Genomic DNA, 14,218 nt, shown 5'->3' with positions numbered 1-14,218 from the left:
ACGGGTGTTTCACTCAGGGGCGTCACGCCGGTTAGGCTATTCAGGCGGAGTGTTGATCCAGCATATGGTAGAGCTGATCTTTGAGTTGCAGGCGTTTTAGCTTTAATTGCTCGAGATGGTCTTCATCATTGATAAGATTTTGTTGTTCAATCTCAAAAATTTCTTTATCCAGTTGATGGTACTTGTCGGACAATCTTGCAAAATTGCTGTCATTGGCGTGAAGCTGTTGAATACGTGATTGGTGTTGCGGAAATTCGTTTTGAAGTGGATGTTTTTCGAGTGGCATCGTTTTCCTCCGTTTGTTACGCAATGGTATAGACAGTCATTAAGCGTAGTCTCAGTGCAGCGATTTTTCCTTCCCCGCACTCAGTTTCTGGGACAAGATGTCAGCGCACAGGTTCCATGATTTATGATGAAATATCGGGCACGCGAACATGCAACGAGGCCGGATGAATGCGGATATCCAGAGGCAAATCTGAAAAGACCTCGCCGTCGATAACGTACTTTTCCAGTTTATCCCCACTAATCCTCACCCTTTTGGCCTGCTGATGCTTGATCTGGCCGGCGGGGTTATCTTCAAAAAGGCCGGAAAACGCCAGTTCCGCGAGGCTTACCCAGTGTGACTCAACGCCATCCTGATTCACCAGCCAGGTCACATCCAGATTGCCATCGGTGACATCGGGTTGACCCTCTCCCTGAGCCAGCAGTGTTGTCAGCGGCGCGGCATTCGCCACCACCAGTGACTGGGTCTGGATGCGCTGGGTTGGCTGATCATCAAATTGTACATCCAGCGTATACACCTTGTTCTGGTCTATGGCTTGCCACAATCCACGCAGATAAGCCATTTGCCCTGAATCGTTTTTCTTGTCGCGGTCGGCGGCAGAGATCATCTCTTCCTCGAAGCCAACGCCGGCCAGCAGTAACATCAGTTTGCCATTGCACTTTGCACTGTCCATTTTGATCGTCCTGCCTTCAGTAATGGCCCGGCAGGCAATATCCATCGGCAGTATCTTACTTAATCCGCCGCATAACGCCTGGGACAGAGCATTGGCGGTGCCCATAGGAATAATTCCCAGGGCAATATCGGTATTCACCAGAGCTGACGCCACCTCGGTCACAGTGCCATCGCCACCACAGGCCACCACCAGTTCCGGTTTTTCTGCTACGGCTTGTTCGGCTAAGGCTTTTGCCCCGACCTCTTTTGTGGTGGTTTTAATGGTTAACTGGTAATGCTGACTGAGGCGATTAATAAGTTCACGCTGGTAGGTTTTCCACTTGCCCCCTCCGGCGACAGGATTGGCGACAATCCAGGCACGGTGTTGCTGTTGCAGTTGACCGGCTTTGTGTAGTTTCATGAGTCTGCTGAACTGATGGCGATTCAGGTTGGCCGTCTGCCTAATGGACTTGATCTGTTTAAGTACGGCCTTAACGGAGCCGCTTTGATTATGTGCCAACAAGTGAGCTGCCACTACCAACACCGAGCGTCCTCGTCCCATGGCACAGTGCACGAGCACGTTGCGCTCGCTCTGTTGTTGATTGTCAATCCAGTTAAGGGCTTTTTGCAGTTGAGCCAGGGTGGGAGAGCGGTGATCGAGTACCGGTATGTTCAGATAGTCGATGTCTTCACCCAGCAAGGTCCAGTCGAGGCCATCAAATTCGGCGGTAACGTCCAGAACCGCGCGGATATTCTGCTTTTTCAGGTATTCCACGTCGGAGGGAAATAAGCGACAGGCCAGATAGAGATTTTCTTCAATCTGCTGAATCGCCGGAACCTTATCCCGCCTGCGGGCCCAGGCATTGTAGACCTGTGCACCGAGCAAAAAAGGCACAAACATCCAACGAATGTAATAAGGAATGCGCCCGTCTTCCTTTTTCCTGAACAGCTTTGGACTGCTGCTGTAATAAGCCAGGCTTACGGCAAACAACGACAAGCTGGTCCAGTACAACGGCAACTGCATATAAAACTGCGGAGAATACCAGGCGCCCGCGGCAAACAGCAGGGCACCGAAAAGATATAAGCTGCCAATGGTCATGGTTGCTGCTGACTCCTTATCTTAGTTGGAAAGGTTCAGGGGTAACTCCCAGATACCAGTCTGCGCAAGGCCACTTTATAAAGCAAACTTTTGTTTATATGAAACTTTAGTGACACCGCAATGCTGTAACAAAACTGTCACCCACCTTGGTTAACCTAGCCGCCGTGTAGAAATCCAGTAACTAAAAATCCGATTTGGAGAGCGCAATGCAACTCAACACGTTATTTAAAGCATCTGCTGTTGCCATGGCGGTAGCCCTGGCCGGCTGCGGTGGTGACATTAATATTAATACCAATACTGAAACACCCGCTCCGGCTCCGGCACCAGCGCCAAGCCCGGCACCTGCGCCAGAGCCCACTGACCTGCCTGGAGAATTCAGCGCGACCTTGTCTCAGGCGGCTTCAGATGCTTTGGATGAGAATGTCACCGTACAGGTGTTGAGTGGCCGTATTACTGAAGATACCACGCTGGTGGCTTCTTCTGATTCTGAGCGCGTCATGTATGCGCTGGATGGGCAGGTGTTTGTGGGCGGTGACAATACCGATTCCGCTACTCTGACCATTGAGCCAGGTACAGTGGTATTTGGTCGTACCGGCGCCGATGTCCTGGTGGTAAGCCGAGGATCGCAAGTCGAAGCCGACGGTACCGCTGATGCACCCATTATCATGACCTCTTTGCAGGATGTGACCGGTGAGGAGACGCGTGCGGGTCAGTGGGGCGGATTCGTGATCCTGGGTAACGCACCATCTAACAAATGCCCATCGGATGGTTCTGACTGTGCTTTGCAGGTAGAAGGGATTGAGGCCGGCGCTGTGTTTGGCGGAACCGATGAAGATGATAACTCCGGTACGCTGCGTTACGTGGTGGTCAAAAATGCGGGTTTCGAGATTGCGCCGGATAACGAACTCAACGGCATTACCTTTGGTGGTGTTGGTCGTGGCACGACCGTTGAGTATCTGCAAATAGATTCTAATGCCGATGACGGCATCGAGATGTTTGGTGGCACCGTTGATTTTAAAAACGTTGTTCTTACCGGTATTCAGGATGACAGTGTGGACTGTGATAACGGCTGGCGCGGTCGTATGCAGTTTGTTTATGTCGCCCACGACAAGAACGGCGGCGATGCCAACCGCGGTATCGAGTGTGACAATGACGGCTCTAACCCTGGTATAGAGCCCATGACCAAGCCAACCATTGCCAATATGACCATCATTGGTAACAACTTTGCCGGGACCAATGCCTCTGAAGGGGTGTACCTGCGCGAAGGTGTGGGCATGAACATCTATAACATGGTCATCACTGGGCCTTCAGAAATGGGTGAGTGTCTTGAGGTTGAAGGCGAGCCGGTCACTCAGGCGAATCTGGGCAATGGCAACATCACCATGCAAAACTCTGCCATGGCCTGTACCAACGATGAAAACTTCAAGTTTGGTGCCACGGATGTGGATATTGAACAGTGGTTCCTGGATCAGGACGGTAACTTCATCAGCACCTCCGTGATGCTGGATAGTGACGGCAAACCCATGGCGGGTTCACCGCTGCTCGGAGCGGGTCAGGATGTAGCCAATACAGTGGATGGCAGCTTCTTCGAGTCGGTTGACTTTATCGGTGCCGTGGGCGAAGACGACTGGCGACAGGGCTGGGCATTTGGCTTCGGTGGCGGTGAAGTGGCCCGCGCTGGAGAAACTGATGCGCCCGTGGCTGGATGTCCAAGTGGTACTGAAGCCATCACCTCAATTGATGGTTCGACGACCACCTGCCAGCTTTCTGGCCGCATCACCTCAGATATGACCCTCACCGCCGGCAATCTGTATGCCTTAAGTGGTCAGGTGTTTGTGGGTGGCGACAACGTGGACTCCGCAACATTGACGATTGAGCCTGGTGTGACCCTGTTTGGCCGCGAAGGTGCCGATGTACTCGTAGTTAGCCGCGGTTCACAAATCATGGCCGAAGGCACCGCAGAAGAACCCATCACGTTGACGTCGCGTGAAGATGTGCTGGGCGAAGCAACCTTTGCCGGCCAGTGGGGTGGTTTTGTGATTCTGGGCAATGCCCCGTCTAACAAGTGTCCTGACGATGGTTCAGATTGTGCCTTGCAGGTAGAGGGGATTGAAGCGGGTGCCGTATTCGGTGGCACTGACAGCGCGGACAATTCAGGTACCTTGCGCTATGTGCGTGTGATGCATGCCGGTTTCGAAATTGCACCGGATAATGAACTCAATGGTATCACTTTCGGTGGTGTTGGCTCAGGTACAACGGTTGAGTATCTGCAGGTGCATAAGAATGCCGACGATGGTATCGAGATGTTTGGTGGTAGCGTTAACTTCAAGTATGTGGCGCTGACTGGCATTCAGGACGACAGCGTCGATTGCGACAATGGCTGGAACGGTAAAATGCAGTACGTGCTGGTGAAGCACGCTGACGATGACTCTGATGCCAACCGCGGTATTGAGTGTGATAACGACGGTTCTAATCCGGGTATTGAACCCACAACCAGCCCGACCATTGCCAATATGACCATCATTGGGAATAACTTCGCCGGTACCAACGCTTCAGAAGGTATCTACTTCCGCGAAGGTGCAATGCCGAAGTTGCACAACATCATCGTGACGGGTCCTGCCGGTATGGGTGAATGTCTGGAGTTTGAATCGGAGCCGGTAACACAGGCAAACCTGAATGACGGTACGGTTATGACACACAGCACCATGGCCTGTGAAAACGAAGAAAACTTCAAGTTTGGTGAAAGTGACGTCAACCTTGAAGACTGGTTCCTTGCTCAGGATGGCAATCAGGTAGCGGCTGACCGTGCTGCCGTGCTCAATGGTATCTACACCATTATTGACAGCTCCACGGAAGATTTCAGTGGTGACACCTTCTTCGATAATGTTGACTTTATCGGTGCGGTAGAAGAAGGCAATGACTGGACGGCGGGCTGGACTGTAGGTCTGTAACTCTGCAGGTCGGGCGTGCGCCCGGCCTTAGTGCCATTGCTGGCATCTTTGTCGGATTGCATTCCGACCTACAAGTTAAGTCATGTGAATGAAGGCGGCTGCGGGCCGCCTTAAGTCCAAATGCACAAGAGGTTATACATATGAAGCGTGGGATACGATTTCCTTTAGCCAGCCTGAGTACGGCAATATTGGCTGCCCTGACCAGTCAACCTGTGCTGGCTCAAAGTGAAGAAGATCAAATGATTGAAGAGGTGGTGGCCACGGGCACACGCCTTAAGGGCAGCGCCACTGCGGTGATGCAAGAGCGTAAAGATCAGGCTTTTGTGGCAGACATTATGGGAGCAGAGCAGATTGCCCGCACGGGTGATAGCGATGCGGCGGGTGCCTTGCGCCGTATTACCGGCCTGACACTGGTGGATGGTAAGTTCATCTACGTACGTGGCTTAGGTGAGCGCTATTCCAGCACCCTGCTCAATGGCGCGTCGGTGCCAAGTCCTGATCCGACCCGTACCGTTATTCCACTGGATTTGTTTCCGGCCGATATCATTGAGAGTCTGTCAGTACAAAAATCCTTTTCGCCTTCCATGCCTGCGGCCTTCGGCGGTGGCAGTGTGGATATCCGCCTCAAGAGTATTCCAACGGACACGGTTTTCAATGCCAGCATCAGTGTCGGTGGCAATACAGACAACTTTGATGATGCCTGGCAGTACGATGGTGGCAGCAGCTGGAAAGGAAAAGATGATGGCACCCGCGCAGCCCCGGCCTCAATCCAGGCGCTGTGGGATAGCAGAACCTCTCTGAATGATGTCAGTGAGGCAGCTAACCGTCAGCTGGCACTGGATCTGAACCGCGACTACGATCCTGAGCTGAAGTCGGTTGATCCGGATTATGGTTTCAACATTGCTTTTGGTGACAGCACCGACATTGATGATTTTCGCGTTGGCTTCCTGGGCACCGTTGGTTATGACAATGAGTGGCAAGTCAGCGAACAGTTTTTAGGTGAAGATTATCGCCAGAACCAGGACGGTACGGCCACCCTGGTACGTGGCTGGGATGATGTGGAAGCCACGCAGCACAATGTGAAATGGTCAGGTATGCTGGCGCTGGGACTCGATTATAATCGCAACCATCGTGTTGATCTGACAACGGTGATTCTGAATGACACCAACGATGAACTACGCGAAAAACTGGGTAATAACAACAACATCAATTTCGGTTCGGATCAGCGCATTCGCGAATATGATGTGACCTACGAAGAGCGCCGCATGGTGGCCAATCAGATCAAGGGAATGCACACCTTTGTTGACTGGAACTTCCTGGGCTTTGACTGGAAATATTCTGATTCCCGTTCAAGTCGCTATGCACCAGGTAACGTTCAGACCCGTTTTATCCTCTCCGACACCAATGAAGACGATGTGTTTGATCGTGTTAACGAAAGCATGCTGACGAATGCCACTACGGCGTCTCGATACAGCTTCCAGGATCTGGATGACAAGGTAGAAAACTTCGGCTGGAACCTGAACCTGCCAATTATGCTGGAGAAATGGGATATTACCCTTAAAGCCGGTGCCGATTTTGTTGAGAAGACCCGTGATGCCTCTAACCGACGTTTCGATGTCAACGCCCGTGCATTGCTCGATTCAAGTCTGCTCAGTGGTTATCGCTTTGCCGATATTCTCAACGATGAGGTGATCCTCAATGCACCGCTCAGAGCCAACATCCTGCGTGATACGACCATCGCCGGTGATGATTATGTGTCGGCGCAAAAGGTGGATGCCTACTATTTTGAAGCCGACCTGTTCTACAACAATAAATGGCGGGTCAGCGGTGGATTGCGCTGGGAAGACTTCCGGCAGGCGGTAGTACCTCTTGATCCGGCCGATGGCACCATTGATTTACCGACCGGTGCCACGGCAGAAGATCTCGCCAGCCTTGCCTTTCAGGAAGACAATCTGTACCCGGCACTGGCTCTGACCTACATTATGGATGACGAGATGCAGCTACGTTTCAGCTATGGTGAAACCGTGGTGCGTCCTGATTTGCGTGAACTGGCACCGACCACTTACCTGGATCCGCTAACGCTGTTCCCGGTGGGGGGCACCCCCGGACTGGAAACCACCGACATTACCAATTATGACCTGCGTTGGGAATGGTATATGGATAATGGTGACAACCTGTCGGTGGCATTGTTCTACAAAGACATGGAAAACCCCATTGAGACAGTTCAGTCACCGGCGCAGGATGGTCCGCCGCTGGTACGCATCGCTAACGCTGAAACCGGTGAGGTGTATGGTGTGGAACTGGAATTCCTCAAAGGACTGGATTTTCTCGGTGACTGGGGACGCAGCTTTTATACCGCGGGTAACCTGACCCTGAGTGATTCAGAGATTCAGCTGGATACCCAGGCGATCGTTGACCAGACCGGCGTGTCCGCAGCGATCACCAATACCCAGCGTCGTTTGACCGGGCATTCAGAGTACGTGCTCAACCTGCAACTGGGTTTTGATTCACCCAATGGTCTGCACTCCGGCTCTTTGGTATATAACGTGTTCGGTGAGCGCATCATTATTCCGGGTATCGAAGGCCGGGATGATTCCTACGAACAGCCGTTCCACTCATTGGATGTGGTTTATACCTATTACCCGGACTTTAACTCGACGGTAAGCTTTAAAGTCAAAAACCTGTTGGACGAGAAAAAGGAGATTACCTTTTCTGACAATCTCATTCGTTCAGAATCCCGGGGAATTGAATTTAGCCTGTCTTATAAAAGAGAGTTCTAAGACCTCATCGTCAATGCCGGGGGCTCTGTGCCCCCCTGTTTACAGGCTGGCTGCATGACGCCAGCCTGTGAACCCTTCCTGTCGCCTGACCTTTAATCCGCCCGTCATCAAAGCGTAATAAAACTGTCACAGATAACCCCTATGCTGTGCGCGAATTCCAAGATCAGTATTGCGCTGATCATTTTTGACTTTGGGGACAGTATGAGGCTTTTGACACGACTTCCAGTGGCGCTATGCGCCCTTTATCTGTTTGCTAACCCGGTGTTGGCACAAGAGGACGAATATCTTGAACCTGTGGTTGAAGAAGCGGCAAAGATTAATGAATCGGCGGCTCAGTCACAGCAAAAAATCAACAAGATGACGGACCAGATAGACAGCAAGTTGCAACAATTTAAGGTGCTCAATAAAGAAATTGAGGGCCTCAATGTCTACAACCGTCAATTGCGCAAACAGATCGCCAATCAGGAACAGGAAATGGCTGACCTGAATGCCTCAATCGACGAAGTCAGTGTGATTGAGCGTCAGATAACGCCTTTGATGATGCGCATGATCGAGGGACTGGGTCAGTTTATTGAACTGGATATGCCATTTTTGCCAGAAGAACGTGCTAACCGTTTGGCGGATCTGCGCAACCTGATGGATCGTGCCGATGTTGCGCCGTCTGAAAAGTTTCGCCGCGTAATGGAAGCCTACCAGGTGGAAATGGATTACGGCCGCACCATTGAAGCATACAGCGGAATCCATACGGTTGACGGTCAGGAGCGGGATGTGGACTTCCTGCGTATTGGTCGCACGGCACTGGTTTATCAAACCCGCGATGCCAGCAAGCAGGGGGTATGGAATAAACAAACCCGTCAGTGGGAGGCGTTACCCTCAGAATATCGCACGCAGGTGACCAAAGGCCTGCGTATGGCGAAAAAACAACTGGCGCCTGATTTGTTAATGATGCCTGTGGCTCTGACTGACTAAGAGAGAAGATTAATGAAATCCATATTAAAGACTTTTACGTTGGTCGCCTCTTTCGTTGCGACTGGCGTCTTCGCCCAGGACACAGACAAAGCCCTGGATCTGGATCAGTTGCTCAAGCAACTTGAACAAGGGCAAATCGTTCAGAACAAAGATAATCAGCGTCGTGAGCAGGAATTTGCCGCCAAGGTGTCTGAGCAGGATCGTATGCTAGAAGAAGCGGCCCAGCGCCGTGACCAGGCATTGCAGACCAGTGAGGAACTGGAGCGCCAGTTTCAGGAGAACGAATACAAGCTGGCCGATATGGATGAAGCGTTGACCCAGCGTCTCGGCTCACTCAAGGAGCTGTTTGGCGTGCTTCAGCAGGTTGCAGGCGATACCCGTGGGAAGTTCCAGAACTCAGTGATTTCTGCCCAGATTCCTGGCCGCGCCGCCTTCCTTGATGAGCTGGCCCAGTCAATGGGCAAGAGTTCCAAACTGGCGTCAATCGATGAGATCGAAAGGGTCTGGTTTGAGGTTCAGCGGGAAATGACCGAATCCGGCAAAGTGACCAAGTTCATGACCGATGTGGTTGAAGCCGGCGGTGAAAAAGTTAACAAAGAAATTGTGCGTGTCGGGTCCTTTGCACTGGTATCTGATGGCAAATATCTGGACATGAATCCCAGCACCGGCACAGTGGCTGAACTGGTTCGCCAACCGGCGGGTCGTTATGGCGACAGTGCGCAGGCGTTGCAGGAGTCAAACGGTGAGTTGGTGCAGTTTGGTCTGGATCCCACGGGTGGTTCCATTCTGGGACTCCTGGTACAAGCTCCTAACTTTCAGGAACGTATCGAACAAGGTGGGGTAGTCGGCTATATCATTCTGGTCGTCGGTGCGATCGGTCTGCTGCTGGCCCTGGAGCGCCTCATTAGTCTGACGCTGATCCGTGCCAAGGTGAACAAACAGCTGAAGGCCAAGCAAGCGAAATCGAATAACCCGCTGGGCCGGGTTTTGAAGGTGCGTGAAGAGTTCCCTGATGTCGACACCGAAACCCTTGAGCTTAAATTGACCGAGGCCATTTTGGGTGAAGTGCCAAAGCTGGGTCGCAATCTGACCATCATCAAGATCATTTCTGTGGTAGCCCCGCTGATGGGACTGCTCGGTACCGTGACCGGCATGATCAATACCTTCCAGGCCATCACCCTGTTTGGTACCGGCGATCCAAAACTCATGGCTGGCGGCATTTCAACTGCACTGATGACAACGGTACTGGGTCTGGTAGTGGCAATTCCAATGACACTGCTGTATGCGATGCTGAATACCCGCAGCAAGAACATCGTTTATATCCTTCAGGAGCAGGCTTCCGGTGTCATAGCAGAACGCGCCGAGCGAGGTTAAGTTCATGTTCTTTGCAGAGTTTTTTGAAGCTATACGCGATTTTACCGAGACCGGCGGCGAGGTGCTGCTGGTCATCGGGGTACTGATATTCGTGATGTGGCTGCTGATTCTGGAACGTGCACTGTATTTCTTCATTTGGCATAAGCAACTGAAGCAGCAGACGATTGCCAGCTGGAACGCCCGAGCGGATAAATCCTCCTGGTTCGCCGAGCAGATACGCCAGGCACAGATTTCACGGGTGATGTTAAAGCTCAATGCCAGCGTACCGATTATTCAGGCCCTGGTGGCGCTGTGTCCATTGCTTGGGTTGATGGGGACTGTAACCGGCATGATTGAGGTGTTCGACGTTATGGCGATATCAGGCTCAGGCAATGCCCGCTCGATGGCATCTGGGGTGTCTAAAGCCACCATTCCTACCATGGCAGGAATGGTGGGTGCCTTGTCTGGTGTGTTTGCGTCAACCTGGCTGGCGCGGATCGGTAAAACGGAAAAAACCCATATCGAAGATGCCATGGGGCTGGAGCACTAAATAGCGCGTGTCGGTCGGGCTGATTGCCCGGCACCAGATAAGATTTGCCGGACACCAGTCCGACCAACAGAGTAAGAGAGAGTTATGAAACAGCATTTTCAGAACCTGGTAGACGAAGAAGAGGCGAATATCGACCTGACACCCATGCTGGACGTGGTGTTTATCATGTTGATCTTCTTCATCGTTACGGCGTCTTTTGTGAAAGAGTCCGGTATCGATGTAAATCGCCCTGAAGCGGCGACGGCGGTGAAAAAAGACCGGGCCAATATTCTGGTGGCTATCAGCGATAAGAATGAAATTTGGATCAACAAACGCCGCATCGATGAGCGTGCTGTGCAGGCCAATATTGAGCGTTTATACGCCGAAAACCCGCAGGGTAGCGTGGTCATACAGGCGGATAAGAAAGCCACCACGGAGACCCTGATTAAGGTAATGGATGCTTCGCGGGCTGCCGGTGTTTATGACGTGTCCATTGCTGCTCAGGATTAAACCGGGCAGTCCCTGAACAGAGGACGAATTATGTTTATTTGTAGAGTATTACAAGGGTCTGCATTGGCATGAATATTCCAAGATTGCTGATAGCGCTGGTACTGGCTGGTGCGGTGACCTTAGGGCTGTTTTTCCTGATGCAATCACTGATTCAGATGGGCGGCAGTGCGCTCACCGAGCCGGCACAAGGTAGCGTGCTGGATTTCGTCAGGGTCAAAGAGGAAGAGTCGGTAGAGAAAAAAGATCGTAAGCCGAAAAAGCCCCCCAAGCCTGAAGAGCCGCCCCCACCGATGGAGCAGCCGCAGATGGATTCACCGACCCCCAATGCGGAGGGCGGTGCCGGTATGGATTTCAGTGCCGATGTTGGTGGTGATATGGCCATTGATGGTGGATTGGCATTAGAGGGCGGTGACGGTGAGTATCTGCCTATTGTTAAAGTGGCGCCGGTTTATCCCCGCCGAGCTTTGCAGCGAGGCATTGAAGGCTACGTTATTGTTGAATTTACCGTCGGCAAACAGGGCTCAGTGAAAGACCCCTTTGTGGTCGAAGCGAATCCCGAGGGTATCTTCGAGCAGGCCGCCATTGATGCGGCGCTGAAGTTTAAATACAAGCCCAGAGTCGTCAACGGTGAAGCCGCCGAAGTCTCCGGTGTACAGAACCGTATAACGTTCCAGATTGATGGTTAGGGGAGCATGATGGTAATCAGAAAGTCAGTCAGTCAGCTCATTATTGCCGCGTTACTTGGCTCGGTTGTATATGGCCTGCCTGCGGTTACCCCGGTGTCTGTGGCACAGGCCCAGGAAGACACCCAGGAGCGTCAGACCCGACGCACACCCGCGCTTCGCGCTAAGGTGTACGAACAATTGGCACGGGCTCAGTCGCTCGCCGATGAAGATAAAACTCAGGAAGCTATCGAAGCGCTGGACTCGGTTAAAGATCGTGCTGATTCGATGAACAGCTATGAGTTGGCGATGATGTACAACTTTTATGGTTTCATTTTCTACAATGTAGAAAAATATGACCAAGCCATTGCTGCTTTTGAGCAAGTGGTGGAGCAACAGCCCATTCCGGAGACTTTCGAGCTAAGCACCTTGTTCTCACTTGCTCAGCTGCACATGATGCAGGGCAACTATGATAAGACGCTGACATTTCTTGAGCGGTGGGAAGTGCTCAATAAGGGCGAGATTCCGGCCAAGAATTATCTGATTAAGGCTCAGGCCATGTATCAGATGAAAGACTATGAACGCGCCTCGCGCTTTATTAATGATGCCGTCGAGATGGTTGAGGCAGAAGATAAAGTGCCTGAAGAAAACTGGTTCGTTCTTCAGCGAGCGGTGTACTACGAACTGAAGCAGCCAGAGAAAGTGCGTGATGTACTGGTTAAAATGGTACGTCACTATAACCAGCCTCAGTATTGGGTGCAGCTTGCCGGAATGTACGGAGAGTTGGGGGAGGAGAAGAAGCAACTGGCCATTCTTGAAGCCGCTTATCAGCAGGATTATATCAGTAGCAGTGCCGACATTTTTAACCTGGCTCAGCTTTACTACTACCATCAGGCGCCGGTTAAAGGGGCTAGGTTGATGGAGCAGGCAATGCAGGATGGTACGCTGGAAAAAAATCTGCGTAATCTCAAATTTCTTGCCAATTGCTGGTCACTGGCAAAAGAGAATGAAAAAGCCATTCCCGCGATGCTGGCCGCCGCAGAGCTTTCCAGTGACGGTGAGCTGGATGCCCAGTTAGGTCAGTTATACCTGAATATGGAGCAGTGGGATAAGGCTATTGCCGCCGCGCAGCGTTCACTGGATAAAGGGGAACTGCGTAACCCGGGTATGTCGCACCTGGTGATGGGGATGGCGTATTTTAACAAACAGCGTTTTAATGATGCTCTCAATCAACTGGCTAAAGCCGAAGAATATGACAGCTCCAGACGCATGGCCCAGCAGTGGGGGCGCTATGTGCAATCAGAGAAAGTCAGTTATGAGCGCCTGCAAGAGGAATTTTCTTCCTGAGCAAAAACGCGACGCGGCCCTCCCCGATTAGCCACTCACTGAGTGGCTTTTTTATATCCAGGGAGGGATGGTATGCCGGGGTAGTCGGGAACACTCCCCGGCGATATCCAGGGATGGATGGTATACCGGGGTGGTCGGGAACACTCCCCGGCGATGTCCAGGGACGGATGGGTTGCTGCCTTACTCCTGATTCTTGCCAAAACCGCAATAACGGGTGGTATGACTGACAATGCTTTCCAGTTCGCCCGCCTCAGCAAATTCCGCCAGCGCCGTATTAATATCACCTAAAAGTTGTTGCCAGTTATCTTTCTTACGGCTGATGGCGTAGTAGAGATGGTTGTACTGCAGAGCTGGTTCAACCACTTCCAGTTTGCTCACATCGGGTGTAATACCAGGGAAAGAAACGTTGGCCTGACTGATGTTATAGAAAATCACTTTGGGGTCACCGATAATCAGATTGACACGACCGGCCAGCAGCATCTTTGCCATCTGCAGATCATGGGTAGCCTCGGTGATTTTAAAGTATCCCTGGTCCATCAGGGCATCAAATCTGGGGGTATTCTGATACCCCCTCACCACCGCGATGCGGGCTCCTTTAAGGTTCGTAAGGTCTCCCTGATACTGATCCGGTTCACCTTTGCGTTTGAGCAGAGCAATACTGCCCCCGGGCAAGGGGTCGGACAGGGCCAGGTGCTGGCGTCGCCGGGTTCCCGGGAAGATGTCTGAGGGGGCGCGGTCTTCGATATAATATTCCGGGTAAAGAATGTGGGATTCACCGCTTTCAACTTCCTGTACCGCCCGTGCCCATGGGCGAAACTGTGCGTGCACGGCGTAACCTTGCGAGTGTAGCAGCGCCACAGTCAACTGCTGCACCCAGCCCTGTTTGCAGAGGTTTTCACCGATATAGGGCTGCCAGTTGAGGGTGGAGACCACCACCGATTTGTCGGTGGTCTCATCGGCAAACAAGTAACCGCGGTCGGTGCGAATGCCCTGCACCTGATAAGCCTTATTTCGGTATTGGTATTCTACCAGCAGATGCGGTGAGGCCATTAGCGACGCACAAAATAAAAGAAGGCCGGGCCCG

At 52.1% G+C, this 14,218-nt stretch carries 11 protein-coding genes; 8 read left to right on the top strand and 3 right to left on the bottom strand.

Annotated elements, in window-relative coordinates; genetic code table 11:
* Positions 1 to 40 precede the first annotated feature (40 nt).
* Positions 41 to 286, bottom strand: a complete 246-nt coding sequence (locus CCY32_RS06350) for a YdcH family protein (protein WP_088329771.1) — start codon at positions 284 to 286, stop codon at positions 41 to 43.
* A gap of 121 nt (positions 287 to 407) precedes the next feature.
* A complete protein-coding gene (locus tag CCY32_RS06345) occupies positions 408 to 2,033 on the bottom strand; it encodes a diacylglycerol kinase family protein (protein WP_088329770.1) in 1,626 nt (541 codons plus the stop codon).
* Positions 2,034 to 2,239: 206 nt separating this feature from the next.
* Between CCY32_RS06345 and CCY32_RS06340 the strand changes: the two genes are divergently transcribed.
* From CCY32_RS06340 to CCY32_RS06305, 8 genes are all read left to right on the top strand, one after another.
* The gene (locus CCY32_RS06340; RefSeq protein ID WP_088329769.1) at positions 2,240 to 4,984 is read left to right on the top strand and encodes a hypothetical protein; all 2,745 of its coding nucleotides are present in this window, start codon (positions 2,240 to 2,242) and stop codon (positions 4,982 to 4,984) included.
* A 140-nt stretch (positions 4,985 to 5,124) separates the two neighbouring features.
* Positions 5,125 to 7,764, top strand: a complete 2,640-nt coding sequence (locus tag CCY32_RS06335) for a TonB-dependent receptor (RefSeq protein ID WP_088329768.1) — start codon at positions 5,125 to 5,127, stop codon at positions 7,762 to 7,764.
* A 201-nt stretch (positions 7,765 to 7,965) separates the two neighbouring features.
* A complete protein-coding gene (locus CCY32_RS06330; RefSeq protein ID WP_088330123.1) occupies positions 7,966 to 8,733 on the top strand; it encodes a DUF3450 domain-containing protein in 768 nt (255 codons plus the stop codon).
* 12 nt (positions 8,734 to 8,745) lie between these two features.
* A complete protein-coding gene (locus CCY32_RS06325) occupies positions 8,746 to 10,107 on the top strand; it encodes a MotA/TolQ/ExbB proton channel family protein (protein ID WP_088329767.1) in 1,362 nt (453 codons plus the stop codon).
* A gap of 4 nt (positions 10,108 to 10,111) precedes the next feature.
* Positions 10,112 to 10,636 (top strand): MotA/TolQ/ExbB proton channel family protein, encoded by a 525-nt coding sequence (locus CCY32_RS06320; RefSeq protein WP_088329766.1) that lies wholly within the window; start codon positions 10,112 to 10,114, stop codon positions 10,634 to 10,636.
* Between the two features lie 84 nt (positions 10,637 to 10,720).
* Positions 10,721 to 11,125, top strand: a complete 405-nt coding sequence (locus CCY32_RS06315) for a biopolymer transporter ExbD (protein WP_088329765.1) — start codon at positions 10,721 to 10,723, stop codon at positions 11,123 to 11,125.
* 74 nt (positions 11,126 to 11,199) lie between these two features.
* Complete coding sequence (locus tag CCY32_RS06310; RefSeq protein ID WP_088330122.1) at positions 11,200 to 11,811, top strand: energy transducer TonB; 612 nt, start codon at positions 11,200 to 11,202, stop codon at positions 11,809 to 11,811.
* A gap of 15 nt (positions 11,812 to 11,826) precedes the next feature.
* Entirely contained in the window at positions 11,827 to 13,134 is a 1,308-nt protein-coding gene (locus CCY32_RS06305) for a hypothetical protein (RefSeq protein WP_246840562.1), read from the top strand.
* Between the two features lie 180 nt (positions 13,135 to 13,314).
* Here CCY32_RS06305 and CCY32_RS06300 read toward each other — a convergent pair whose 3' ends face one another.
* Positions 13,315 to 14,184: a transporter substrate-binding domain-containing protein gene (locus CCY32_RS06300; RefSeq protein ID WP_088329764.1), complete on the bottom strand. Its 870-nt coding sequence runs from the start codon at positions 14,182 to 14,184 to the stop codon at positions 13,315 to 13,317.
* Positions 14,185 to 14,218: the final 34 nt, after the last annotated feature.

Source organism: Lacimicrobium sp. SS2-24, assembly GCF_002201535.1.
Lineage (GTDB): Bacteria > Pseudomonadota > Gammaproteobacteria > Enterobacterales > Alteromonadaceae > Lacimicrobium.
This window is presented reverse-complemented; position numbering and strand designations above follow the sequence as displayed.